We start from the raw sequence: 24073 nt of genomic DNA, 5'->3' as shown, positions 1-24073 counted from the left end.
TCTCCTTGCAATGATCGTTTAGAAGTTGTACCGGAAGCCGAGCTCAATGCGCCGGCCGGCGTCTGAGGCGTAGGGCTTGAGGAAGAGCGGCGAGCCAAGCACGCTGCCGACCGCGGTTACGTTCGTGTGGTTCATCAGGTTCGCTGCGCGTGCGTTGAACGTAATGGTGCGAGCGGCGTCCTTCTTCGAGAGAGCAAAGCTGCGGCTGAGGTTGGTATCGAGCTGTACCGTCCAGGGAAGAGTGGCGGCGTTGCGTGGAAAGGCGCCGGTTCCACCCACAGCGGTCAACAGACCGAAAGGAGTCTGGTAGGCATTTGCCGTCGAAGTGGCGTACTGCGGGCGTTCATTGAAGACGCCGTCACCGTTGGTGTCGAGGCCGGTGGTGAGGTTGAGTGGCGTACCTGAAGTCGCGTTGAAGACATTGCTGACCGTGAACTTCTTCGGCAGATTGACCTGGCTGATGCTGATGATGCGGTGCGTGTTCGTCCATGTAGGACGCGCAAGCTCGCCCGCTTTGCTGAGGTTTGATTGCTGGAAGGTGTTGGGACCGTCGGCGTCGCCGCGAAGATCCATGCGTACATAACCCAGGAAGATCTGGAAGCGGCGCAGGCTGTGTTGATCCACACCGACGAACATGACGTTGCCGTGCAGATGACCGGTCTGCTGGTATTCGAGGATGTTGGTGTTGGCTACCGTGGGGCGAGGTCCGGTGGGTTGGTTGTTGAGCGGAGCATTGATATTTCGCGAGCGCATGGTATCCCAGGCACGCACGATGTAGAGGTTGCTCTGGATGTGCCAGTGAGCGGGAAGTTCATACTCTGCACCCAGGTGAGTCTGCAACGAAGGTGTCTGCATGACGGAACCCGCGAAGTTGCGGAGCGTGTGGATAGGCGTGGCTCCAGTGAGCGGCGTGCCGTAGTTGGCGGAGTAGATGATGCTCTGCTGCTGGGTGATGCCGTTCAGACGGAGCGTGACTCCCGCAGTGTTGGTATCGATGGGCGAGAAGAAGAGACCGGCGCGTGCACGCAGGATCAGCTTCTGCTTCTTATCCGGTGACCAGGAGATTCCGGCACGAGGTCCAAGGTTGGAGAAGGTGGAAGGCGAGGTCTGCAGTGCATAGCGCATGCCGAGCGCAATCTGAACGTGCGGCGTCAGCTTCCACTGGTCCTGCGCGAAGAGCACAAGGCGAAGCTGGTTGAAGTCGACGGTCGGCGAGCCCTGGTTGACGGTGTAGGTCGTCGCTGTGCCGCCCGCGAGGCGGAGCATGGCGCGACGGTACTGTTCAAGACCACCGATCGTCGTTCCTCCGACGGTTGCGCCGCTGAAGGTATAGCTTCCATTGAAGGTGTCGGGTTGGTTGAGGTGCTCAAGATTGTCGATCATCTGCAGGCCAAGCTTGAGTGCGTGCTTTTTACTGCTGAGCAGGACGTCGTCATCCACTTCGGTGACCTTTTCGTGGCTGGCGAAGTACCCACCGGTGTATCCACCGGCGGTGAAGGCGCCAGAAACCTGCAGGGCCGCCGCGGTGGAGTGCGGCGTGTCATCTCGATTGCGCCACATAAAGCTCGCACGGGCTTCGTGCACAATGCGCGGAGAGATGGTCGTGACGTTGGTGGCGCGGATAATATGTTCGGCTTGCTGGCTGTCATAGCCGGCCTCCGGGAGTATCGTGCCTCCTACGGCGAGGTTCTGCAGAGAGTTCACGTTGGCGGTGTAGCTGAGCGTGAAGTTGTTCTTCGGTGAGAGCATCATGCCGACGCGAGCGTTCGCGATCCACAGGCGCTGCGGTGTGGGGACGTTCTGATTGACACTCTGCTGGTTGCCCGTAGCGTCGAGTGTCACGGCATTGACGACTGCAAAGTCGTCGATATCACGTTTCTCGAGCGAGAGCGTGAAGTCGCGTTTCTTGGAGAGCAGCGGGCCAGAGAGATCGAAGCCATAACGGCGCTTGCCGATCGCGGCGCGGCTGGTGGCGAAGGGATCGCGTGCGTTGAACAGCGTATCGGAGTCGGTGAGAAAGAGCGAGCCGTGATATTTGTCCTGACCAGGTCGGGTTATGATCTCGATCCGTCCGCCCTCATAAGGAGGCCGTTCGTATTCGGCAGAGAAGAGATCAGGATTCACGCGGACGAAGGCGATGGACGACTTGGGGGGCATACGGCTGCCGTTCTGGAAGCCGTCTACGGTGATGGTGGCTGCACCTGGAGCACCGCCGGAGACAGCGGCGAGGGCCTGCAACTGGCGCTGCAGGTCGTCGGGATCGTCGGCCATCTGTGCCAGGTCCTGGCGGTTCAGGGTGCGTGATCCGGCGGCGTCACCGGCGCTGGTATCCAGGCCCGAGCCGTCGATCTGTGCATCGACAGCCATCGTGACGGTTTCCGGCTTCAACGTAATATTGAGCGTTGCGGCGCCCGGCAGGGAGATCGTCTGCGATGCGAAGCTGATGGCCTCGACCAGAAGCGTGTGCTTTCCACTGATGCAGCCTAGAGAGAAATGGCCCTGCGCGTCGGAGACGATCGCTGGGTTGGTGTCCACCGTCAGCGTCGCGTCTGGAATCACCGCTCCCGTGGTATCGCGTACAGTGCCCGTGACGGGAGAGCACTGCTGAGCGGCGAGTGTGCCGGCGAACAGAAGGCAGAGAGCAGAGAGCTTGAAGTGCATCGCGGTTTCTCCTTGACGAACTCAAGCATCGCGGAGCGCGCAGGGGGAAAACAGTGTGAGTTGTCAGGGCGAAGCCATGACATTTGTCAGCATGACAAATGTCATGCGCGAAGAATGACATCCGGCACTGTTGCCGGCAGAGCATCAACGCGATGCTTGAGGAGTTTGAAGACGATCTTCTGGAGGTGCAGCGATGGTGGCAGTGGAAGAGAGAAGCGCAATCTCAACACCGGCGGCAGTTGAGGTGGCATATCTGCGCGGAGCTACGAAGAACTATGGAGCGCATCGCGCGCTGGATGAGGTTTCTTTATCCCTGCGCGCCGGGGAGGTGGTTGCCCTGCTGGGGCCGAACGGCGCAGGAAAGACAACCGCGATCAAACTGTTGCTGGGACTACTTGGACCGGATGCCGGTGAGGCCCGGGTCTTCGGCGGGAATCCCCGCGATGCGGCGACACGGACCCGAATCGGCGCCATGCTGCAGGTGGCTCGCGTTCCGGAGACGCTGAAGGTCAAGGAGTACCTCGACCTCTTCCGCAGCTATTACCCCACTCCGTTACCCGTAGAGCATGTCGTGCGCGTTGCCGGTCTGGCCGGGATTGAGGATCGCCTGTTCAGCCAATTAAGTGGTGGTCAGAAGCAGCGTCTGCTGTTTGCCCTGGCGATCTGTGGGGATCCTGATCTTGTCTTTCTGGATGAGCCCACGCTTGGTATGGATATCGAATCGCGCCATGGGCTGTGGCAGCAGGTGCGCGACCTTGCCAGCCGGGGGAAGACGGTGCTCTTGACGACGCACTATCTGGAAGAAGCGGATAGCCTGGCGAACCGCATTGTGGTGATCAACAAGGGAACAGTAATCGCCGAAGGCACACCGGCACAGATCAAGTCGAGGGTCTCTGGAAGGACGATCAAGTGCGTGACCTCGTTAGATGAAGATTTGTTGCGCCGCCTGCCCGGCGTTACGTCGGTTGAGGTAAAACACGGAACCACCGTGGTGCGTTCCGCGGAGGTCGAAGATAACGTGCGCCAGATGCTGGCGCTCGATACCGGCCTGCACAGCCTTGAGATCAGCAGCCCGGCACTTGAAGATGCCTTCCTCGCATTGACCAAAGGAGAGTAGCGATGACGACGATGACTATTGCACCCCGTTTCCCGTTGTACCGCAAAGAGGCAAAGTACGAGTTTCTGCGCCTTCTGCGCGCCCGCACTTTTACCCTGGCGACGATCGGCTTCCCGCTGATGTTCTATCTGCTTTTCGGTGTTGTGAACAGCAGGGGACATGAGGTGCTGTCGGCGAGCAAGTACCTGATGGCGACCTATTCGATCTTCGGCCTGGTGGGCTGTTCACTCTTTGGTATCAGCGTGACGCTGTCGAATGAGCGCAACCTGGGATGGCTGGAGGTCAAGCAGGCCAGCCCCATGCCGGCTGGGGCATATCTGGTGGCAAAGCTGCTGACGGCCTTTGCCTTCGCGACGATAATCTTCGGGCTGCTGTTGACCCTTGGTCTGACGATGGGGCATGTGGTGATTACGGGTGCGGAAATCCGAAACCTGGCGCTCACGATTCTTGGCGGGGTGCTGCCCTTTGCCTCCATGGGACTGATGTTGGCGATGGTGGTGCCGCCGCAGGCTGCGCCGGGCATTCTGAACCTGATCTATCTGCCGATGAGCTTCTGCTCCGGGTTGTGGATGCCGCTATCCGTGCTGCCGCACTGGCTGCAGAAGGTGGCGCCGGTATGGCCGACGTACCATCTGGCGCAGATTGCGCTTGGAGGCATCGGGTTTGATAGGCAGGGTTCGGTGGCCGGCCACGTAGCTGCACTCGCAGGATTTACCGTATTGATGTTGGGATTGGCGATGGTGCTCTTCCGGCGGAACGCGGCAAAGAGCTAAGGTGATGTCAGGAGAGGGTGCGGTGGTCGACTGCAACGAAAACAACGAGAACGAAAAACTGGAGCGGGTACTTCGGGAAAAGAAGTGGGCGGAACGGAAGGCAAGGCGCTTCTTTCGCTATATCTCGCTGACCTACACCGTGTTTTTCCTGATCGAGCCCATTCTCCGGCACGAACGTGATGCGTGGATCGCGCTGGCGATCGCATATCCCATCTTTCTGATCTCGTTTATCGCAGCGGCCGAAACCAGGGGGCGCACCCGTTGGGTCGCATACACCGTACTGTTTGCGGTCGGCTATGCGTACCTGCCGTTCAATGCCGGCGCATCCGGGCTATTTGTCTATCCGGTAGCCATGCTGCCGTTCATCCTGAAGAATCCGCGAAAAGCGCTGATCGCGATGGGAGCGCAAGTCTCCGGTATGTTCGTCGAGATGGCGATCTTCCAGTTGAACCACTGGTCGGTCTTCATTGGTGTCTTCTTCGTGGTGGTAATCACGCTGACAAACATGTACTACGCGGAGCAGGAACGCTCCAATGCGAAGCTGAAACTTGCCAACGAAGAGATCGAACATCTGGCGACGGTTGCCGAGCGGGAGCGCATTGCACGCGACCTGCATGACCTGCTGGGACATACGCTGACAGTCATTGCGCTGAAGAGCGAGTTGGCAGGCAAGCTGATCGCCAGCGATCCCAATGCGGCTGCATCTGAGATAGCTGAGATCCAGCAGACATCACGTAAGGCTCTGGCGGAGGTCCGTGAGGCTGTTCTGGGATACCGCTCACAGGGCCTGAGCGCAGAGGTAGACCGTGCACGCAAAACGCTCGCAACGGCCGGCATCAAGCTGGTCTGCGATGGCCTGCCGAACGAATTGCCGATCGCAGAAGAGACAGTGCTATGCCTGGCGGTGCGGGAGAGTGTGACCAATATCATGCGCCATTCTGAGGCGACCGAGGTCTGGATGCAGTTCCGCTTCCGCGATGGAAGGCTGCACGTTACGGTTGCGGATAATGGCAAAGGCGGGGTCAAGGAAGAGGGGTCAGGATTGCGCGGTATGCGTGAACGCGTGGAAGCACTGGGTGGGCGGTTGTCGATCCAGTCTGAGGTTGGTACTCAACTGACGATCGATCTGCCGCAGGGTGCAGCCACGGTATGACGAAGATTGAGGTTCTGTTGGTCGAAGACCAGGGCATGGTTCTGGGCGCCCTGGCGGCGCTATTGAATACAGAGCCCGATATTACCGTGGCAGGCACAGCCAGTAACGGGCGCGCAGCGTTAGATCTCATGACGAAGAAGCCCCCGCAAGTGCTGGTCACCGATATCGAGATGCCGCAGATGACTGGCCTCGAGCTGGCGGCGGTAGTGAAAGAGCGCTTCCCAAAGACACGCGTGGTGATTCTGACGACATTTGCCCGTCCCGGCTACCTGCGCCGCGCGCTCGATTCCGGAGCCCAGGGCTATCTACTAAAGGACCGTCCCGCGGCCGAGCTCGCCGAGGCAATCCGACGGGTGCATCGCGGTCTGCGTGTGGTAGATCCGGATTTGGCAGCCGAGGCGTGGACAGCCGATCCCGATCCGCTGACCGACCGCGAACGGCAGATTCTGCAACGAGCCGGCGACGGTATGTCGACAGCAGATGTGGCGCGGGAATTGGGCCTGAGCGAAGGCACGGTGCGGAATTACCTCTCGGAATCGATCGCAAAACTCGGCGTGTCCAACCGTATCGAGGCAGCTCGACTCGCGCGCTCCAAAGGCTGGCTATAAACGGCTAACCCACCCTCGCGACGGGGGCTTCGGGATCCACGAACGAAGGGGCCGGAGAGCGGTTCGAGCTGTGCTCGAACCGCTTTTATTTGTCATTTCGCAGCGACCAACGGGAGCGGAGAAATCCGCTTCTCTTCCGGTATCTCTCAGGAGGGAATTTTTCACTCCCCAACCTCTATGCATCTTTATGCATATGCAAGTAAACTTGTCGGCATGAATCGCAGAGAGATGCTGAAGGCCGGCGGCGCCGCCATGGTTGCCGGGATATCGACAAACGGTATGGCTGCACCAGCACAACCGGCAACGAAGGTCGAACGCTGGGATGTCTTTGAAATCACCCTGAATGGCCCGAAGGAAGGCAATCCGTTCCTGGACATCTGGGTGAAAGCCATCTTCCGCAAAGGAGGCCGGGAGATGACGATCGACGGCTTCTACGACGGCGATGGTGTGTATAAGGTGCGCTTCATGCCGGACTCGGTCGGCGCCTGGAACTACACCACCGACAGCAACGCACCGGTGCTGAAAGGGAAGACAGGAGCCGTGGAGGTGACGCCTGCCGCCGGCGGCAACCATGGTCCTGTAAGCGTGCGTGACACCTTCCACTTCGGCTACGCCGACGGCACACCGTACTTTCCGTTTGGCACCACCTGCTATGCCTGGGTGCACCAAACGGAAGAGCGCGAGCGTGAGACGCTGGCAGCCTTGAAGACAGGGCCATTCAACAAGATGCGCATGTGCATCTTCCCCAAGTGGTACCAGTACAACCACGGAGTTCCGCCGCGCTTCCCGTTCCCGCGCCAGGGTGAGACGAATGATTACTCCCGCTTCAATCCGGAGTATTTCCGCCATATCGAGCAGCGCATTCTGGACCTGCGAGCGATGAACGTCGAGGCGGACCTGATCCTCTTTCATCCCTACGATCACTGGGGCTTCCAGGAGATGCCGGCGGAGGTCGACGATCGTTATCTGCGGTATGTGATCGCGCGCTTTGCGGCGTATCGCAACGTGTGGTGGTCGCTGGCCAACGAGTTCGATCTGATGAAGAAGAAGAACACCGGCGACTGGGACCGCTATGCGGAGATTGTCACCGAGAGCGATCCGTATGGACATCTGCGGTCGATCCACTACAGCAAGGCTCCGTATGACTACAGCCGCGTCTGGTGCACACACGCCGGCGTGCAGGACTACGCCTTCGACAAGGCGGCGAGTTGGCGCTCGTCGTGGCGTAAACCGGTCATCTTCGACGAGTGCATGTATGAAGGCAATATCAATTCGCGGTGGGGCAACCTGTCAGGCGAGGAGATGACACGGCGTTTCTGGCTGTGCATCGTCGCGGGAGTCTACCCCGGGCACGGCGAGACCTACGTGACCGAGAGCGATATCGAGAACGACAAGGCCGTGCTGTGGTGGTCGCACGGTGGCACGCTGAAGGGCACGAGTCCCGCCCGCATCGGCTTTCTGCGAAAGATGGTGGAGGAGACCGCCGCCGTGGGTGGGAATCAGATCGGATTTACCCAGATCGAGCCGCCTTACTATCCGAGCGCGAAGCGGAATCAGGATGAATCATTCCTGTTCTACTTCGACTTCCATGGGCCGCTTTACTACGACTTTCCCCTGCCGGACAAAGGCAAGTACCGCGCGGAGTTGATCGATCCCTGGGCAATGACCTTAACGCCGGTCGCCGGAGAGTTTAGCGGGAAGAGCCGGGTGAAGCTGACCGGCAAGCCCTATATGGCCGTCCGGTTCGTAAGAGTTTAGGACGAGGGAGGCCTCCGCGCAGAGATGGCCTGTAGTCCACTTCTGCGCGGGGCCGTCTAAGAAAGATGCCATGAAGCGCAGACTGCTCCTTTCCTTCGTCCTCGGTTCTTCGTGTGTATTGTTTGCTCATGTATTAAGCGCCCAGGAGGCGCCGAAGCCAATTCAGGGTGTCGGCGCAAAACTTGTCCATGTACCCACAGTCGTACATGACAAGAAGGGCGCACTTGTCCTGACCCTGAAAAAGGAAGATTTCAACCTCAAAGTCGACGGCAAGCCCCAGGAGATTCGTTATTTCACCAGTGACGCCAATCTGCCGTTGACGTTGGGGCTTCTGGTGGACGTCAGCGGTAGCGTCTCCAGCCGTTTGGATGATGAGCGGCGCGCAAGTTCGGCGTTTCTGGACGATATGCTCACCTCGAACGATGACCGGGCGTTCGTCATTCAGTTCGGCCATAAGGCTGACCTGCTGGCGGATCTGACGCATGAACGGGGCAAGCTGCAGGAAGGGTTGAAGCAGCTCGAGGGGGACCGTCCTGGCAGCGGTGGTGGCGGTGATCGGAATGGCGGAGCTCCGCCCGATGACGATCGCCGTGGATCGCAGAACTTCTTTCAGTTTCCCGGTGGCGGTGGCCGCAGCGGCCGTCGTGGTGGGCAGGGAGGCGGCCAGGGCGGCGGGCGTGGTGGCTTCGGCGGTGGCGGAACGGTGCTGTACGACGCTGTGTTCCTGGGCAGCGATGAGTTGATGAAGAAGCAAACCGGCCGCAAGGCACTGATCCTGCTGACCGACGGTGAGGACCGCGGCAGCAAGGTAACACTGGCCCGCTCTCTGGAAGCCGCACAGCGCTCCGACACCATCATTTACGCGATCTACTACAAGGGCGAAGAGAGCGGCGGACAGCGCGGCTTCGGCGGCGGACCTCGGGGCAGCTGGCCTGGCCCGGGTGGCGGCTCCGGCTCGGGAAACCGCAATGGAGACGGTAAGAAGGTGCTGGAGCGTATGACACAGGAGACCGGCGGTCAGGTCTTCGAGGTCAGCAAGAAGCATCCGGTCGACGAAATCTATAAAGAAATTGCCCGTGAGCTTCGCAGCCAGTACCGCATCGAGTTCACCCCGGACCAGGCGACAGGAAGCGACGGTTACCACCAGATCGACCTGACGACAAAGGACAACAAACTCTTCGTGCAGACGCGCGACGGCTACTATGTCGGCGAGCCTTCGCGGTAGAGCACCTTCCGTGTAGGGTTTCCGCATCTATGGGCGTTTTCTGAGATGAAAACGCCGCTGCACACCTCTTCCTGATACCCAGCAACGGGGAAGATGCTCTAAAGTGGCCATATGCGCCGCTTTGTCTGGATGCTGTTCACCTGTGCCGCCTTGGCACAGGCGCCCAATCTTTCTGTGACCAGCGGCGTGGCCGCTACCAGCCGGGCCGCATGGACGCGTATCAGCGTACGCGGTGAACCTGAAGATGCCTGGCTGACATTGCAGTGCATCAAGACGGTAGAGGGCGTGAAGCAGGCGGATATCTTCTTTGAGGTCGGGCAGACGCCCGCCTTCTGGATGCCGTATGAGCGGCAGGCCACGGAACCGCCTCTGCCGCTGACCAGGCTGACATTTACCTTCGATGCTTACAAGCCGATGCGGCGGGAGTGGGTGGAAGTGCGTAACAACCAGTTCCTGTACAACCGCCCGGGCGCGCACTCCGGCAATATGGAACCGGTGGACTTCTATCTAAAGTTCATGGGATCGACGACCACGATGACGGTCTTCAAGGATCGCGATACGAGCTGGAGTTTTCCGACCAGGCCACTGTTGAAGGCGATGACGGAACAGGAGCTGTGTAAGCCGTAAGCTCCTGTTACTCGGGGCATATGTGAAGCATCTCCCTGACCGTCTCCTCACTGAGGGGAGGATCATCGGCATCGCCGGTGATAAGCTCTTCCACCGCCTCACCCTGTTCCTTGTTGACACACTCGCTTTGAGGTGAGGGCGGATCGTCCGCGCATAGGATCATGCGTAGTCCTTCCTCCGTCTCTTCGAGGTATACCTCTTCCTGGCTGGCCTGCTCCTCGTAGTAAGCATCCGTCTGGATCAGAATGGTTTCATCGGTACGTACGTAGATATCCATCCGTCATTCCTCCTTCTTGCGTGCGCCGCGTATTGGGTCGGTAATTGAACCACGAGATACACATCCCGGACAAGAGTTAAGACAAGAGCAAAATTGACTGATCATTTTTTAATGCAGCACGCAGAGTTCCCCGGTTGCCTGCGATTCTCCTTCACCGGGAACAAGCTGGAGAAATCGCGAAAACCCAGCTCCCCTGCGTGCGCATGCCATCGAGCATTTTCCCTGTTGCCGGGTATCCGGAAGGGGCGTGCAGTGGCGTTTTCATTGCGGAAAACGCCCATAGATGCGGAAGCCCTGCATCACACTCACAGCAAAAATGCTCTACGAAACAAGCAGTATTCGTTTTATTTGCAGACGAAACTTACAGTACGAACCATCCCATGTGTTGCCAGCAGACCAATGCTGCTGGCCTCCACTTCCATGTGATTGAGACCTTCATTCCGATCAGCCTCACTGCGGATGGTTGCGCTGGTTAAGACCGCGTACCCCGCCGTTTTGTGACAGGCTGTCAGATTTTGTTCCACAGGCGGAGGCTCCAGATCGGTCGCGGTATTTCCTCGCTCGTCTGGAACGGCGCCAGGGGAGAAGAGACCCTCCAGTTTAACCAGATCTCCGTTCTGGGCGGCAGCGGTAAAGGCCGCCAGAAAACGCCTCCGCTCCGCCGAACTCACCGCTGCAGGCTGCCGCGCCGCGATATGTCTGCGAGCACGGGTAAGCAGTTGGCGAACGTTGGTTTCCTTCATCTGAAGGATCTCTGCGATCTGGCAATAGGAGTAGTCGAAGGCCTCGCGAAGGACATACACGGCACGTTCTGTCGGACGGAGCTTCGCCAGGAGAACCAGGACAGCAGTCTTCAATGCATCTTTGCGTTCTGCTCCCAGGCAGGGATCGATGGTTGGATCAACCGGCTCTGAAAACCAAGTCCCGACATAGGTCTCGCGGCGCGAACGGGCGGACTTGCACAAGTTGATGCACATACGGGTCGTGATCGTCATCAGGAATGCCGAAGGATCGAGCACCAGGCTACGATCCGTGGTCTGCCATCGCAGCCAGACGTCCTGAAGAATATCCTCTGCCTCGGCGGCGCTTCTCAGCATGCGATAGGCGACGCCAAATAGGTTGCGCCGCAAATCGAGAAACGCCGAGAGACCGTCATCGTATTCACTGGTTTGTGTATTCCATTTGAGATGTGGATCGGTCGGAGATAGAAAGCCGTCTGCTGTGTACTGGACTTTCTCAAGCTGAGTCATTGGGGGATCTCCTCTCTAGGCTGCTTTTGATTGGAGTATCCGGCTCATCGCGGCTTACCCAACATCCCCTTTCGTGCTGGCGAATTCACCTCTTTCGGATACTGGGAGAGCGCCACTCGTCCTACCGCGAAGCAACATAGGGGGACCGCGTCTACCTGCTTTGGCAGTGTTCTGTCACTGGCGCACTACTTTTTAGGAGGAAGCTCGAGAAGTTTTCGACCGAAGAGCCGGGAATCGATCGAGTAGGCGCCTGGGCCCAGAACTGAGAGTACTCCGCTGTCGACGATTGATGTAATGAGCTGAGGGCGATTGCCTCCATCAGACATAAGCGCCAGGAACTGCAACACTCCCGAAAACACAGCGACATATGGCGTGAACAAGCCAAGGCACAAAGGCAATGCCGTCAGAGCGAATCCGATCGTCATCCAGCAGGAGGTCAGCTGAGAGCAGCGGTCGGCTGCATGGATGAGTAAGGAGGTGGCTATCGAGACTCGCAATACCAGGAGCGCCACCCCCACCAGTCCGGTAGGAAACATTGAGAAGAGTCGCTGCACATCCGAAGGCTAAAGACGGCAGGGCTGCCAGGCAATCTCGAAAGTAGGGGGCGTTCGCTATCCGTTGGGAGAATGAGTCGGCGCCGCACCCGGCGTATCGTTAGATGTCAGGATTTTCTGAAGCAGAGTGGAGGTATAAGCCGTGACAAAGATCATCAAGGTTCTCACTGTAGACGACCACCCCCTGCTGCGTGAAGGAATCGCCGCTGTACTGGAAGGTGAGCAGGACGTCGAGCTTGTCGCCGAAGCGGCGAATGGGCAGGAGGCGATTGAACTCTTTCGTCGCCACCGACCCGATGTAACCCTGATGGATCTGCAGATGCCGGGGATGAACGGTATCGAGACGATCGTTGCCATCCGGTCGGAGTTTCCAGATGCTCGATTCGTTGTGCTTACGACCTACCAGGGTGACGTGCAGGCGTTTCGTGCCTTGAAGGCAGGGGCCTCCGGATATCTTCTTAAAAGCATGCTGCGGAAAGACTTGCTGGAGACGATCCGCGCTGTGAACGCCGGCAAGAGAAGGATTCCGCCGGAAATAGCAGCTGAGCTCGCGGAGCATATGACCGAGGATGCGCTCAGCGATCGCGAGATTGAAGTACTACGGCGTGTCGCAGACGGAAACTCAAACAAGATCATCGGAGCTCAGTTGTCCGTCTCCGAAGCCACCATCAAAGGGCACATGAAAAGTATCCTCTCCAAACTTGGCGCGAACGACCGCACGCATGCGGTAACTATTGCAATCAAGCGGGGCTTTATCGATGGCTAAGCTGGCGCGGAAAGGACGGAACGTACAGGAGGTCTGCACAAGCCAGGTGCGGAGATTCAGGATGCCTAGCGCCGCGCGATTGGCGGAGCCCCTTAGCAAAGCCTGTCAACCGCATTCGTGCGTGTTAGCGCACAAGACTTAGAGGAAGGGCGTTGCGGAAAGGAATGTCCCGCTGTTGTGGGTGACGCATGACGCAAGGCGGCCGGAGCGGGAAGGAGTGAAACGCCCCCTTCTCACAGGCAGAACAACTTCGGGAAATCAATTCTTCAGTTGGGAGACGATTCTTCCCTCTGTCGAGAGGAAAACACTTCTCGACAAGGAGCGCCTTCCAGCATCGTTGAGTTTGCAGGAGATGACGCCGAAGTCGGTTCGCCTAAAGCTAAAATGCCATCTACTTTCCCTACTGGTGCTAAATCGCCATGGAGATAGATTCCCAATGAGCGATTTGTATCCTTGTCGCGGACTCCGGCGGGGCCAGGGCCACAAGCGCCACGATGCATTGTCCAGGCATCTCCACCTAGACCCGTCACTTCCAGTGAAACAAGACCTTCGGACGGAAGGTACATCGCCGCAGTCTTGTAACCCAGTACGGGACTCTTCATACCATGGACGTTTCCGGTGAGAACCAACACAATATTTCTGGGTTCCTTCCTCTCTAGCGCCAAAACAGCGCGGCCGATAGCTTTATCTACGTCATCATCCTTGATCTGACTATCTGATGAGGCCGATGCGAAGTTGACGATTGCGGATACACGCATCGCCGGATATTCCTTCTTCAGCTCTCGAAGCCGGAGAAGAAGCTTTAGCATGGCCTTGCTAGTTCTCCCATCGAAGACATTCTGCCAATCGGGCTGGTTGAGAAGTTGGTTTTCGCTCCAGCTAGGATCGCTGGAGCTAATGAGCCCGTCAATTGCTGTCTGCTCTGTGGCAGGCCGTTCAAGAACCACCGTGACGACGCGTCCTTGAGCAAGAGCGTCACAGACCAAGTCGCCGAAAGCCGCAGGAATCTCGGAGGTTCCGTGGGTTTCGCCGATCCAAACCCAGCGAGTCTTAAAATCAGACCAGAGCTGAGCTGCACCGGGAATTGAGCGACAGGGTGCCGATGCATACAAATGCATAGTAGAGGCCAGCATGAGGCCGGCAAGCACAGTCAGGAATCTCAACGAAGCGTATTTGAAGACCGAATACATATTTTCTGGTATAGCCGATAGCCTAAGAATTTGTCTCAATTCCATCAGTTCGCAATAGGAAAACTGATGGAATCGATCACAAGAACATCGACTGGCGCTTTGCTGCTGCTAAGTCGTAGGCCAAGTTGTTGCTGGAGAGCTGTATAGATATCCGGTGGGCCTTGGCTACTTTGTGGAGCATTCGATAGCATAGCCTGTTCCGGGGTCCAGACCAATTTAATGTCGTAGCTTCCTGTGACACCAGTCTTGTCTATAACGGATCTGTTAACGATTCCGGAAAGAAGTGGTGCAAGATCTGAAAATGGCGCGCTCTTTCCAAAGATACTTCGATTGGTCGCATACAGCATGCCCTGCTGTGGATTGACGGAATCGGCTAGGTGGCCTTGATCGACGGTTGCGGGCTGAGATTGCTTGGCCTTAAAGCCATCCTTGCTCACGGTCAAATCATAGACCGGCATGACCCGCTTCTCTTTATGAGACACAAGATGGAATCTTTCTACCAAGATTTTGGCCACCCATTCTTCCCGCTCCTCCAGGGTAGCTTTCTTTAGGGCCACTTCATTCGGATCGGAAAATTTTCCAACAACGTCGAACGTTGTAGACCGGGCCCAATCCGGTAAACCGATAATCTGATATTCATGCGCATCGAAAGCGTAGTTCAAAAGTGCCGCGACATGCACATTCTGGGCATTGAAACCATCCTCCCTTGAGAACATCAGAACATTGTCCGAATTCTCCTTCGTTTGCTTGATCGAAACGACATCAAAACCTTGCGCACAACATGTGCCCGGTTGTTGCTTCGGCTGCTCCACAGGAGGAGTTTTGGCAACGCAGACCAACTCCGTCACTAGCAGCACTCCGCTCAACAGCATCGGGCCCACGATGTTCATCTTAAAACTCCACATCGGTCAACATATCCTTTCCGCTAACAAACTCCGAGATGTTCCACCGTGACTATTGGAGCCATCTCTTTCGGGCGTGAGTCGAGGATCGAGTCATCATGCCGATAATCTTTTAGACAGGGGAAGAGCTCTCGGGGCTTTCCGCTAAGAAATGCCAGAAAGTCTTGGAATACACCGGCGCCCTCCATAGAGTGATCGATCCATAAGAATTGACCGGATTCGTTGATCTCGAAGAACCACCACTGACCATGTTCATCCAGCCCGAAGTCCAATGAGCCGGTGACAATTCCTGCCGCGGACATGAATTGCTCAATGAGGCTACGAATGGGCGCAGGTATCGCTCTTTCCTTAATTTTTAGATCTGCATAGTCCTGCGTATATCTCCAATCCAGAGCCTCTGAATGGAGAACAAACGCGCGCATTAGCTCGCCCATTACGAGAACACGAATATCGGCAACTTTGCGAACGCGCTTTTGATAGATTCCCGGAGTATACGTGGCAACTTCAATCACGTCGTTTGCTAATGAAGAGATATTTTTTGTTTCCAATATTGCCTGCGATTCGGTGTCAGGATCGAACCAGAGATGCGGTAAGAAAGCCTTATAAACAGCATCGTTCTCGACCGACCGGAAAAAATCTTCGATCTCCGGAGGCTGATTCCCCATAAGCGTATGGGGAACTAACAATCCAACTTTGTGCGCCAGGATAATCTGCGCTGCCTTACGGTTAATGTCATAGACAGCCGTAGGAGAATTGACACAGCGACAGCCGATCTCGTCGAGAGCAGCTCCTAGGCATTCTGAAAAGCGCAAGGACTCTAGCATCGCAAACCGCCGATCAAGGACGGCCATGTCTGGATGGTAAGAGAGCTGCCGAGGTCGACGAAACCATATCACGTCGTTTTTGCTCACCAGATGGCCACCTAAGCGTACTCGTGTATACGAGCCGAGTTCAATTGACGCTTGCCGGGGTTCTTCATACCCAATGCCCTCCCACTGGACGTAGGGAACGCCTGTGGCGGCAAGAGCCCAAGCCACAGCGGCCGCATGATAGTCCACAAGATCCGAAATTATGATGATAGCCACATTGCCCTTTCGCAAACACCTATTGCCGATGAGGCTCCATTGCCCTATGTGAGCAGCATGGAGCCTCATGATTTACTTGGTTAAGCGCCCGGAACGGTGATGTCGTCTACGACGACAACGCTGTCTGCCCCACCTTTGGTCGTCCCATTCGAGGTGGAGTCGCCATCGTCGCCTCCGCTGACCAGCTTCAACTCATCGGCAGTTAGGATGCGTGCATTCGCACGCGCGAAAACCCGTTTACCATTGTTCATTGCTGTAGACATAGTGCGTACTGCTCCTTTGCGTATAGTCCCGAGCGGTTTGGCCACTCGTTTTCGGGGGCAAAGCCCGAAACTTGTCAGTAATGTCGATAAGCTTGCGATCTCTAAAGGCCACTACTCTATCAGCGATCGCGATAGTTTCAGGGCGATGTGCAATGAGAATCCTGGTAATCGAAAGAGCGGAGAGCGATTGTGAGATGGTGCGCTCCGTCAGCAGGTCTAGATGACTCGTCGATTCGTCAAAAATCAGGATGGATGGCTTGGTATAGAGTGCGCGTGCTATGAGGAGCCGTTGCTTCTGCCCTCCTGACAATCCCGCCCCTCCTGTGCCTACCTGAGTTTGATACCGCATTGGCATCGCGTCGATATCTTCGGCCAAAGCGGCGAGGCGTGCACAGTGTTCAATCAGTGAACCGTCCGGCGTTTCAGCAAAAAAATGGATGTTCTCAGCAATCGTCCCAGCGAAAACCATGTCCTCCTGGAGAACGACACCCAGTGAGTGCTCTTCATTCAGCGGTTTGCCGTTGGCGTAGATCTCACCTTCATTTGGGCGCAACAATCCGCACATCAACTTCACCAAAGTCGACTTTCCAATACCCGAACGCCCCGTAATCGACACGCACTCGCCCTGCTGGATGCGGAGGCATAGATTCTGAATGATCCACGGATCATGATCGGAATACCGAAACGAAACGTCGTTAATTTCCATGCTGTAAGGAGAGGGGGGCATGCTTTCAGCCTCCAACTTGGCGGCAGCCGCGCTATCGGGGGATTCTCTGACGATGTCTCCGACACGACTCAATTGCGTCGACATCGCACTCAGGTCATAAGTACCGTTGATGAGTGCAAAGGCACGTACATTGAAGTGATCTCGATACACAAGAAACGCAAGGAACGCCCCAACGCTAAATTTATGCAGAAGGAGAAGATGTCCACCAATACCAATCACGAGGGCTAATTCCACCCCGAGGATGGCTGTGTTGCTGCCGTTGATCCAGCTTCGGGTTGTTTCAGTAGTGGAACGCGCGTTCATGAGATCCACTAAGACATTCAGCCAATGAGAATTCCGCCAGCCGGTTTTCTTAAAAAGTTTTATAGGCCGAATGCCTTGCAAGGTCTCCAGGAGATGCGACCGAAGTGCTACTTCGTGCATGTTCTGGCTCGCCGATGCTTCGCGAATCTTCCGCAGGGTGCCTTGCCGGATTCCGAGGAATACAATCGCACCGGCAATCACTATAGATGCGAGAACAGGGCTGTAAAAGAACATCGCCACTAAGGTGAAGGCAGTGACCAGACCGCTGACCAGGATATTGGCATACGAGCCCACGAGCATGAGCCGAACGCTTTCGGCCGCATCAAATCGTGAGAGGAGGTCGCCTGTGGAGCGCTTTTCGAAAAATGGTAAAGACAACTGCAAAAGATGAGAAAGCAGGTTCGATTGCCAGGCAAGGCTGATTCGATTACCGAGGTTGATGATTGACAAGTCGCGGCTGAGCGTTGCCAGCGCTTCCAAAAGGCAACACACCGTCAATGCAACTACGCCCATGTAAAGAATGTTGCCTTGGCCTGCAGTAGCACGATCGACCGTGAACTGAAGAAGAAGCGGCGTGCAAATAACGAGAAGTTCAGTGAGAGCGGACAAGAACAGCGTCTTAGCGCCTAGACGGCGGACGCCGGAAACGCTTCCCAAGAGTTCTGTGATCGTAACAGGAACTGAATCGGACTTTCTGGTAAAGTCTTCGGTTGGCCACAGTTCAAGCACGACTCCTGTAAAAGACTGATCGGCATTTTCAAGCGAAATGCGTCTTACGCCGATGGCAGGATCGTGAATTGTGAGGTGGCTTCGCGAGACTGACCGCAAGACCACAAAATGAGACATCTCCCAATGGAGGATGCATGGAAGAGATACCTCTTGTAGTTCGCTGAGTTCGACTCGAAGAGGCCGTGAGGCAAGATGCAGCCGTTGTGCGGCGGTAATCAGGTGTTCTAAGGTCAATCCTCTGAGAGAGGTGGAGCACTCTCGCCGCAATGAGGAGAGAGTAGTCGCGCGTCCATAAAAGCCTGCGATCATCGCAAGGCATACGACGCCACATTCACTGGTTTCCGCTTGCATGATCAGCGGTAATCGCTGTCTCATCGCAATGCCCCTCCCCAGGAGCGTAAGAAGATCGCTAAAGAGCGAACTGAATCGCTACTGCTGCCAGCACAAAGACAAGTAGCGTTAAACAGTAGCGAAAATAAGGAGGTAGCTGCGCTATTTTCAGAAGATGCCCCTGCGTGCCGTTCGGCCGTTTACGAAAGGTGCCGGGCCGAAATAAGGGGCGAGAATTTACAGTCGGGAAGTTACCGCTCATATGAATCCCTTTGTCAACGTCGCAAAAAATAGATTGATGAAAGATGTAACACGTTGCCGTGGAGGGAAGCAAGACGTAAATTGTCGACCGATATCGCACGTGATTTTAGAGAACTCCCGAGACGATTGGCGTGTGAGCGCGGCTGCTCTGCTCCTAGCTGTTATCGAGCCGATCCCGAAGGGATCGGCTTTTCCAGTTTGCATCGGTGGAGAAGCAGATTTCTTCGCTCCCGTTGGTCGCTACGAAATGACAAAAAGGGCGGTTCGAGCTTCGCTCGAATGTCCCACTCTTGCGGTCCGAGTAAAGTTGTCGATACCGCCTATTGTGGATGATTGCGGTCCACTGTTCGTAGCTCCGGCGGAACGTATTCGAAAGCCGGACCGGCCGTCGTATCTCCGTCTTCGTTGGCCATCTTCATCAGGTTCTGGGCCTGACTCTTCAACGTGTACATTCCTCCAAACGCGCTTCCAAGCATCTGCGGCGCTCCATTGAATACCTGTTCGAGAAGCTGCAGGAGAGCGCAATAGGAAGGGTTGAACTCGTCCTGAGCCAGTCGAACTGGAGTGCCGGCAAAGTGATCTGTAGATCTCGGATTCGCACGCATGCGGTGTACAGCGCTCCAGTCGACCGCGACCGGATCGCCCGTAGGGCCTGATCGCGGCGTGTCGCCGCGGCGGTATCGTCTGCCGAGCTTCAGCTCCTGGAACCGGTAATAATGGGCGACCTGATTACGTTCCGGATGGAAGACGTCAGTGTCTCCGTCCCATATTTGTGAGTGGCTGGCACCTTCGCCTTGTTCAACGATCTCTGCCATTGCCGCCAATGCGGAAGCAAGATCGTTCACCGCCACAATGTGGCCGCCACCGCTATAAAAGGGATGGTTCGTGATCTGCCGAGCCGGATCACCGCAGAAGACATTCCTCTCGCCCAGGCTGGCCGACAGGTCGTGAAATCCCTGTTCGATTGCTTCATAGAACTGGCCAATCGTTTCGTAGTGGTTACCCTCGGCCGGTCCGGTCGCTGGCGACGGTTGTTCAATCTTGAGGAATGTCTCAAGCGCATCCGGGCCAAAACGGAGTAAAGAGACCTCGAAGGAATCGGCGCTGTGCGGCAATGGTCGGGGATAGCTTTGCAGCATCTGCGGCGTGTCCAGCCTCGGCTGCCCACCTACCGCATTCAGAAGATTAGCCGTAAGGGTAAGGTGCAGCATCTCCTCGACAAGAATGCTGTTTAGCACCTCGATGGCTTCGGTGTTGTGTCCGGCCTTAATGGAATACAGCGCGCAGAGATACGGCGGAATGGTCGAGTGCTCCAGCTCAAGGGCCCACTGCAGGTGTTCCCGAAGACTCTCCAGGGTTGTGATGGCTCCAGTGCTGGATGCTGTCTCCGTGGCGGATGTTGAATCAGATGGTTTCATGGCAGTACTCAACCTCGCAGCAATGACCGGATAAAGCTTTGATTTGTGACACAGCTGCGATTCAGGCGTGAAGAGACCGCTGTCACATTTACAGGAGCTGTCTTGTCATAGGTGACGACAAGGTGCGGTTGCGCTGCGTCACCCATACTTCAAATCCTGAAAGGCATGCCATGGAGATCAAATCGCAGTTGGCGGACACCACAAGCTCTTCCACGCAAACCGAAGCCCTGAAAGGGAACCAGTTCCATGTCAAAGACGTGCCCGCGGGTTCGTCCCTGCTGGTTGGCGATGCCGTTGTGTTTAACGCTGCAGGGAGTTTCTGCGCGACGCAGGCGAAATGCCCACACAAGCAGGGGCCTCTGAACGAAGGCAGCTTCGATGGATCAACCGTGACATGCCCGTGGCATGGTTCCCAGTTCAATGTCTGCTCCGGAGCAGTCTTGCGCGGCCCTGCTGTAGATGCACTTAAGACATATAGCGTCGTGGTTGTGGAAGGCGAGATCGGACGGGTGGAGGCTGTTTAGAGCAATCCTTCTGATGCACCCCTTAGGAGAAAATGCTCAAGTGCGAGAAAGGGCACGGAGAAATGACCGCAGGAAGGCTGGAAGCATTCAGCGATGGAGTCATCGCAATCATTATCACGATCATGGTGCTGGAGTTGAAGGTGCCGCATGGGGGCGGTCTTGAGAATCTGAGGCCGCTGCTGCCTGTGTTTCTGAGCTACGTCCTGAGCTTTATCTACGTCGGCATTTACTGGAACAACCATCATCATCTGTTTCACCTGTGCAGGGCAGTGACAGGTGGTGTCCTCTGGGCCAACTTGCACCTCCTGTTCTGGCTCTCCTTGCTTCCGTTTGCTACCGGATGGATGGGCGAGAACCACTTCACCAACGTGCCCACAGCGCTCTACGGCGGAGTACTATCTATGGCTGCGGTCGCCTATTACGTTCTCCAGCAGGCAATCATTCGCTCGCAAGGGCAGGATTCACTTTTACGGCAGGCCATCGGGAGTGATTGGAAAGGGAAGCTGTCGCTACTGCTGTATCCGCTGGCCGTTCTGACAACGCTCTATTCCTCATGGATTGCCCAGGCGATCTTTGTGATTGCGGCTCTGATCTGGCTGATTCCGGACCGGCGCATCGAAAAGCGTCTCACCGTATGAAGAGGTGTGTATGAGTCAAAGCGCAGCATTCGTTCCAAGCCACTGCCTATCACCTGCGCGAGCACGCGTGGCAATCGATGCGCCACTTGCACCTGCAAACTACGCCCGAATGTTTCCGGAGCTTCCGTCTTTCCGGGCGGACGAACAGTTTTTTTCGACGGACCGGATGCGATATCCCCTCAGCGCTGCAAGAGGATCGATGGGAAGCTCGTTTCATCTCTTATCAGGTTGCCGGTAGATCTTACCGGAGACGTCGAAATCGACGACTATCACTCTCTTGCTGTCCGCGATCTGCAACGAGGGCAAGGCGTCGGGTTGCCATCAGGCGAAGCCGTTGCGCGGCATCTTGGACTAACTCCGCTTACCCCGGAGGACGCGGGCATCGCCTCTACCGGTTGGCGCGGCGAGACACCTCTCTGGTACTACATACTTCGCGAAGCCGATATCCGAACTGGCGGAAATCGACTGGGCCCAGTCGGCGGCTTGATCGTATCCGAAGTATTGGTTGGACTCATCGATGCCGACGAGACCTCGTTTCGCCGCAGCTTCCCGGAGTGGCTGCCTTCAAAAACGCTTATCGAACTACTTGTCGGCTAATAGCAAGCCGCCTGTCACAAAATGCAGTCCTGTTCGGTCTTAGCTGACACGAAAAGGCCAAACTGAAATGGCTATTCGGGAAACGAAGGGGAACCATTATGAAAATCGTAGTGATTGGCGGAACCGGCCTTATCGGATCCAAGCTTGTCAGCAAGCTTCGTGAGCACGGGCACGAGGCCGTACCAGCATCACCCAATTCAGGTGTCAACACGCTCACCGGCGAGGGGCTCGCTGAGGTTCTGAAGGGCGCTTCGGTGGTCGTTGATGTATCGAACTCTCCTTCCTTCGAGGAGGCGGAGGCGATGAAGTTCTTTACCACTGCTACCAACAACCTCATTCGGTATGAGAAGGACGCGGGCGTTCGGCATCATGTTGCGTTGTCAGTTGTCGGAACCGATCGCATCGCTCAGAAAAAGCCGTCCGACGCGGAGAAGACGATTCGCGGATACTTCCGTGCGAAGCTGATGCAGGAGAAGCTCATCGCCGAATCTTCGATTCCATATTCCATCGTTCACGCGACCCAGTTCTTTGAGTTCGTCAAGAGCATCGCCGACGCTTCTACCGTCGGAACGACCGTTCGTGTAGCGCCGGTGCTCATTCAGCCCATGGCGGCCGACGATGTTGCAAGTGCCGTCGGCAGAGTTGCCGTTGGCCCCGCGATAAACGGCATTGTCGAAGTCGGAGGCCCACAACAGTTCCGTCTCGACGAGTTTGTCCGGCAGGGTCTCAGCGCTCGTAACGATTCACGCACAGTCGTCGCCGATCCCGCCGCCGGTTATTTCGGAGTGGAAGTCGATGAGCGCGCGTTGGTTCCCGCCAACAACGCCCGGCTTGGCGAAATTCGCTTCGATACCTGGCTTAAAGAGTCCGCGAAGCCGGCCGCGCACGCAGCCGCTTAGTTCGCACAGAACAGTAGTCGCGTCCCGTCGAAATGGAAGCCGGATTTGAACCCGGCTTCCATGCCCGAAACAAAAACAGGAAGCAATACGCGAGGAGGTTAAGTATGACGTTCGCAAAGCTGATCTTGTGCCTGGCGTGGTTCACACCGGGCTTACTGGTGGCACAGCAAGCCCAGGTCTCGGAGCTGATGTCGAGGGATCTGAAAGACATTAACAAAGAAGGTCTGATGATCACAGTGGTGTACCCGCCGGGAAGTTCGGATCCTGCACACCGCCACTATGCGCATGCGTTTGTCTATGTGCTGGAAGGCTCGATCATCATGCAGGTCAAGGGCGGCAAAGAAGTAACTCTGACGCCTGGGCAGACCTTCTATGAAGGTCCGGATGACATTCACTCCGTCGGCCGCAACGCCAGCAAGACCAAACCGGCAAAGTTCGTGGTCTTCCTCGTGAAAGAGAAGGGCGCTCCGGTACTGACACCTGTGAACTAAAATGCAGACGACACATGCTCGCTGCACAGACCTCAAGGAGGGAGATTCACATGAGCACGATCAAGGTAAAAGACGGCACAACCATTTACTACAAGGACTGGGGCAGCGGCCCGGTTGTCACGTTTTCCCATGGATGGCCGCTGAACTCCGATGCATGGGATGCGCAACTGTACTTCCTCGCAGAGAATGGATTCCGCGTGGTGGCGCATGACCGGCGCGGTCACGGGCGGTCCAGCCAGGCATGGTCTGGGAATGACATGAACGGATATGCCGACGATCTGGCGGCTGTGATTGAGGCACTTGATCTGAAGGATGCCACTCTGGTCGGCCACTCGACGGGAGGAGGAGAAGTTGCACGCTACATCGGCCGGCACGGCACAAAGAGGGTTGCCGCCGCGGTCCTGATCGCCGCTGTGCCGCCGATCATGGTGAAGTCTGCTACTAATCCCGAAGGCATTCCGATCGAGGTCTTCGACCAGTTACGCAGCAGCCTCAAGAAAGATCGTTCGCAGTTTTACCAAGACTTTGCTTTACCGTTCTATGGAGCCAACCGGCCAGGAGCAAACGTCTCTCAGGGCACGCTGGATCAGTTCTGGTTGTGGAGCATGCAGGGCGGTCTTAAGAATATCTACGATTGCATCAAGGCATTCTCTGAGACCGACTTTACCGAAGACCTCAAGAAGTTCGATGTGCCGACGCTGATTATTCACGGCGAGGACGACCAGATCGTGCCAATCAACGATACCGGGCGGAAGTCAGCCAAGCTCATCAAAGGTGCGAAGGAAATCTACTATCCTGGCCTGCCGCATGGCCTTACAGCTACAAATGCAGAGCAGGTCAATACCGACCTTCTCGAGTTCCTGAAGCCGGTCCGTAAGGCTCGCAGAGCAGCCTGAACCTTTCCAACTGCGGCAGGCCGGCCAGACCCATCGCCGGCCTTCCGGGGA

At 56.5% G+C, this 24073-nt stretch carries 24 protein-coding genes; 14 read left to right on the top strand and 10 right to left on the bottom strand.

Going from position 1 to position 24073, the window contains the following annotated elements:
• Window positions 1–18: 18 nt before the first annotated feature.
• Window positions 19–2661, bottom strand: coding sequence for a TonB-dependent receptor (locus FTW19_RS20045; protein ID WP_147649340.1), 2643 nt, complete (start codon window positions 2659–2661; stop codon window positions 19–21).
• A gap of 193 nt (window positions 2662–2854) precedes the next feature.
• Between FTW19_RS20045 and FTW19_RS20040 the strand changes: the two genes are divergently transcribed.
• The 7 genes from FTW19_RS20040 (at window position 2855) to FTW19_RS20010 (ending at window position 9922) form a co-directional block, all read left to right on the top strand.
• Complete coding sequence (locus FTW19_RS20040; protein ID WP_147649339.1) at window positions 2855–3778, top strand: ABC transporter ATP-binding protein; 924 nt, start codon at window positions 2855–2857, stop codon at window positions 3776–3778.
• Window positions 3779–3780: 2 nt separating this feature from the next.
• Window positions 3781–4551: an ABC transporter permease gene (locus FTW19_RS20035; protein WP_147649338.1), complete on the top strand. Its 771-nt coding sequence runs from the start codon at window positions 3781–3783 to the stop codon at window positions 4549–4551.
• Window positions 4552–4555: 4 nt separating this feature from the next.
• Window positions 4556–5704, top strand: a complete 1149-nt coding sequence (locus FTW19_RS20030; protein WP_147649337.1) for a sensor histidine kinase — start codon at window positions 4556–4558, stop codon at window positions 5702–5704.
• Window positions 5701–6312: a response regulator transcription factor gene (locus tag FTW19_RS20025; RefSeq protein WP_147649336.1), complete on the top strand. Its 612-nt coding sequence runs from the start codon at window positions 5701–5703 to the stop codon at window positions 6310–6312. Before FTW19_RS20030 ends, FTW19_RS20025 begins: the two co-directional genes overlap by 4 nt.
• Window positions 6313–6525: 213 nt before the next feature.
• The gene (locus FTW19_RS20020; protein ID WP_246153413.1) at window positions 6526–8070 is read left to right on the top strand and encodes a DUF5060 domain-containing protein; all 1545 of its coding nucleotides are present in this window, start codon (window positions 6526–6528) and stop codon (window positions 8068–8070) included.
• Between the two features lie 70 nt (window positions 8071–8140).
• Window positions 8141–9295: a VWA domain-containing protein gene (locus FTW19_RS20015; protein ID WP_147649335.1), complete on the top strand. Its 1155-nt coding sequence runs from the start codon at window positions 8141–8143 to the stop codon at window positions 9293–9295.
• Between the two features lie 111 nt (window positions 9296–9406).
• A complete protein-coding gene (locus tag FTW19_RS20010; RefSeq protein WP_147649334.1) occupies window positions 9407–9922 on the top strand; it encodes a hypothetical protein in 516 nt (171 codons plus the stop codon).
• A 7-nt stretch (window positions 9923–9929) separates the two neighbouring features.
• Here the strand turns inward: FTW19_RS20010 and FTW19_RS20005 are convergent, their stop codons facing one another.
• The 3 genes from FTW19_RS20005 to FTW19_RS19995 form a co-directional block, all read right to left on the bottom strand.
• The gene (locus tag FTW19_RS20005) at window positions 9930–10199 is read right to left on the bottom strand and encodes a hypothetical protein (RefSeq protein WP_147649333.1); all 270 of its coding nucleotides are present in this window, start codon (window positions 10197–10199) and stop codon (window positions 9930–9932) included.
• 344 nt (window positions 10200–10543) lie between these two features.
• Window positions 10544–11449, bottom strand: coding sequence for a sigma-70 family RNA polymerase sigma factor (locus tag FTW19_RS20000; RefSeq protein ID WP_147649332.1), 906 nt, complete (start codon window positions 11447–11449; stop codon window positions 10544–10546).
• Window positions 11450–11634: 185 nt separating this feature from the next.
• Window positions 11635–11985 (bottom strand): hypothetical protein, encoded by a 351-nt coding sequence (locus FTW19_RS19995; protein ID WP_147649331.1) that lies wholly within the window; start codon window positions 11983–11985, stop codon window positions 11635–11637.
• A gap of 160 nt (window positions 11986–12145) precedes the next feature.
• Between FTW19_RS19995 and FTW19_RS19990 the strand changes: the two genes are divergently transcribed.
• Window positions 12146–12769 (top strand): response regulator, encoded by a 624-nt coding sequence (locus FTW19_RS19990; protein ID WP_246153412.1) that lies wholly within the window; start codon window positions 12146–12148, stop codon window positions 12767–12769.
• 266 nt (window positions 12770–13035) lie between these two features.
• Here the strand turns inward: FTW19_RS19990 and FTW19_RS19985 are convergent, their stop codons facing one another.
• From FTW19_RS19985 to FTW19_RS19960, 6 genes are all read right to left on the bottom strand, one after another.
• On the bottom strand, window positions 13036–14004 hold the full coding sequence (locus tag FTW19_RS19985; protein ID WP_147649330.1) for a hypothetical protein: 969 nt from the start codon (window positions 14002–14004) through the stop codon (window positions 13036–13038).
• Window positions 14004–14849 (bottom strand): TIGR03435 family protein, encoded by an 846-nt coding sequence (locus FTW19_RS19980; protein WP_187143071.1) that lies wholly within the window; start codon window positions 14847–14849, stop codon window positions 14004–14006. Before FTW19_RS19980 ends, FTW19_RS19985 begins: the two co-directional genes overlap by 1 nt.
• A 35-nt stretch (window positions 14850–14884) precedes the next feature.
• A complete protein-coding gene (locus FTW19_RS19975; protein ID WP_147649328.1) occupies window positions 14885–15946 on the bottom strand; it encodes an ATP-grasp domain-containing protein in 1062 nt (353 codons plus the stop codon).
• Between the two features lie 80 nt (window positions 15947–16026).
• Window positions 16027–16209 (bottom strand): hypothetical protein, encoded by a 183-nt coding sequence (locus tag FTW19_RS19970; protein WP_147649327.1) that lies wholly within the window; start codon window positions 16207–16209, stop codon window positions 16027–16029.
• Complete coding sequence (locus FTW19_RS19965) at window positions 16184–18343, bottom strand: peptidase domain-containing ABC transporter (RefSeq protein ID WP_147649326.1); 2160 nt, start codon at window positions 18341–18343, stop codon at window positions 16184–16186. The genes FTW19_RS19970 and FTW19_RS19965 overlap by 26 nt, the downstream gene beginning before the upstream one ends.
• Window positions 18344–18879: 536 nt before the next feature.
• On the bottom strand, window positions 18880–19977 hold the full coding sequence (locus FTW19_RS19960) for a ferritin-like domain-containing protein (protein ID WP_147649325.1): 1098 nt from the start codon (window positions 19975–19977) through the stop codon (window positions 18880–18882).
• Window positions 19978–20147: 170 nt separating this feature from the next.
• Here FTW19_RS19960 and FTW19_RS19955 point away from each other — a divergent pair, with 170 nt between their 5' ends.
• The 6 genes from FTW19_RS19955 to FTW19_RS19930 all read left to right on the top strand — a co-directional run bounded on the left by FTW19_RS19955 (window position 20148) and on the right by FTW19_RS19930 (window position 24022).
• Window positions 20148–20501, top strand: a complete 354-nt coding sequence (locus FTW19_RS19955) for a Rieske (2Fe-2S) protein (RefSeq protein WP_147649324.1) — start codon at window positions 20148–20150, stop codon at window positions 20499–20501.
• A 62-nt stretch (window positions 20502–20563) separates the two neighbouring features.
• Window positions 20564–21139 carry a TMEM175 family protein gene (locus FTW19_RS19950; RefSeq protein WP_147649323.1) on the top strand — a complete coding sequence of 192 codons (576 nt, stop codon included), beginning with the start codon at window positions 20564–20566 and terminating at the stop codon, window positions 21137–21139.
• 228 nt (window positions 21140–21367) lie between these two features.
• On the top strand, window positions 21368–21736 hold the full coding sequence (locus FTW19_RS19945; RefSeq protein ID WP_147649322.1) for a hypothetical protein: 369 nt from the start codon (window positions 21368–21370) through the stop codon (window positions 21734–21736).
• Between the two features lie 98 nt (window positions 21737–21834).
• Complete coding sequence (locus tag FTW19_RS19940) at window positions 21835–22635, top strand: SDR family oxidoreductase (RefSeq protein WP_147649321.1); 801 nt, start codon at window positions 21835–21837, stop codon at window positions 22633–22635.
• Between the two features lie 104 nt (window positions 22636–22739).
• On the top strand, window positions 22740–23126 hold the full coding sequence (locus FTW19_RS19935) for a cupin domain-containing protein (RefSeq protein ID WP_147649320.1): 387 nt from the start codon (window positions 22740–22742) through the stop codon (window positions 23124–23126).
• Window positions 23127–23176: 50 nt separating this feature from the next.
• Window positions 23177–24022: an alpha/beta fold hydrolase gene (locus FTW19_RS19930; protein ID WP_187143070.1), complete on the top strand. Its 846-nt coding sequence runs from the start codon at window positions 23177–23179 to the stop codon at window positions 24020–24022.
• Window positions 24023–24073: the final 51 nt, after the last annotated feature.

It is taken from the genome of Terriglobus albidus, assembly GCF_008000815.1.
Taxonomy (GTDB): Bacteria; Acidobacteriota; Terriglobia; order Terriglobales; family Acidobacteriaceae; genus Terriglobus; species Terriglobus albidus_A.
Note: the sequence above shows the minus strand (reverse complement) of the source record. Positions and strands in the feature narration are given on the sequence as shown.

What these genes read in the sequence shown, in the direction of transcription:
- FTW19_RS20045 (WP_147649340.1), bottom strand. Translation starts at nt 2,661, where the DNA reads ATGCACTTCAAGCTCTCTGCTCTCTGCCTTCTGTTCGCCGGCACACTC.
- FTW19_RS20040 (WP_147649339.1), top strand. Translation starts at nt 2,855, where the DNA reads ATGGTGGCAGTGGAAGAGAGAAGCGCAATCTCAACACCGGCGGCAGTT.
- FTW19_RS20035 (WP_147649338.1), top strand. Translation starts at nt 3,781, where the DNA reads ATGACGACGATGACTATTGCACCCCGTTTCCCGTTGTACCGCAAAGAG.
- FTW19_RS20030 (WP_147649337.1), top strand. Translation starts at nt 4,556, where the DNA reads ATGTCAGGAGAGGGTGCGGTGGTCGACTGCAACGAAAACAACGAGAAC.
- FTW19_RS20025 (WP_147649336.1), top strand. Translation starts at nt 5,701, where the DNA reads ATGACGAAGATTGAGGTTCTGTTGGTCGAAGACCAGGGCATGGTTCTG.
- FTW19_RS20020 (WP_246153413.1), top strand. Translation starts at nt 6,526, where the DNA reads ATGAATCGCAGAGAGATGCTGAAGGCCGGCGGCGCCGCCATGGTTGCC.
- FTW19_RS20015 (WP_147649335.1), top strand. Translation starts at nt 8,141, where the DNA reads ATGAAGCGCAGACTGCTCCTTTCCTTCGTCCTCGGTTCTTCGTGTGTA.
- FTW19_RS20010 (WP_147649334.1), top strand. Translation starts at nt 9,407, where the DNA reads ATGCGCCGCTTTGTCTGGATGCTGTTCACCTGTGCCGCCTTGGCACAG.
- FTW19_RS20005 (WP_147649333.1), bottom strand. Translation starts at nt 10,199, where the DNA reads ATGGATATCTACGTACGTACCGATGAAACCATTCTGATCCAGACGGAT.
- FTW19_RS20000 (WP_147649332.1), bottom strand. Translation starts at nt 11,449, where the DNA reads ATGACTCAGCTTGAGAAAGTCCAGTACACAGCAGACGGCTTTCTATCT.
- FTW19_RS19995 (WP_147649331.1), bottom strand. Translation starts at nt 11,985, where the DNA reads ATGTTTCCTACCGGACTGGTGGGGGTGGCGCTCCTGGTATTGCGAGTC.
- FTW19_RS19985 (WP_147649330.1), bottom strand. Translation starts at nt 14,004, where the DNA reads ATGGAATTGAGACAAATTCTTAGGCTATCGGCTATACCAGAAAATATG.
- FTW19_RS19980 (WP_187143071.1), bottom strand. Translation starts at nt 14,849, where the DNA reads ATGAACATCGTGGGCCCGATGCTGTTGAGCGGAGTGCTGCTAGTGACG.
- FTW19_RS19970 (WP_147649327.1), bottom strand. Translation starts at nt 16,209, where the DNA reads ATGTCTACAGCAATGAACAATGGTAAACGGGTTTTCGCGCGTGCGAAT.
- FTW19_RS19965 (WP_147649326.1), bottom strand. Translation starts at nt 18,343, where the DNA reads ATGAGACAGCGATTACCGCTGATCATGCAAGCGGAAACCAGTGAATGT.
- FTW19_RS19960 (WP_147649325.1), bottom strand. Translation starts at nt 19,977, where the DNA reads ATGAAACCATCTGATTCAACATCCGCCACGGAGACAGCATCCAGCACT.
- FTW19_RS19955 (WP_147649324.1), top strand. Translation starts at nt 20,148, where the DNA reads ATGGAGATCAAATCGCAGTTGGCGGACACCACAAGCTCTTCCACGCAA.
- FTW19_RS19950 (WP_147649323.1), top strand. Translation starts at nt 20,564, where the DNA reads ATGACCGCAGGAAGGCTGGAAGCATTCAGCGATGGAGTCATCGCAATC.
- FTW19_RS19940 (WP_147649321.1), top strand. Translation starts at nt 21,835, where the DNA reads ATGAAAATCGTAGTGATTGGCGGAACCGGCCTTATCGGATCCAAGCTT.
- FTW19_RS19935 (WP_147649320.1), top strand. Translation starts at nt 22,740, where the DNA reads ATGACGTTCGCAAAGCTGATCTTGTGCCTGGCGTGGTTCACACCGGGC.
- FTW19_RS19930 (WP_187143070.1), top strand. Translation starts at nt 23,177, where the DNA reads ATGAGCACGATCAAGGTAAAAGACGGCACAACCATTTACTACAAGGAC.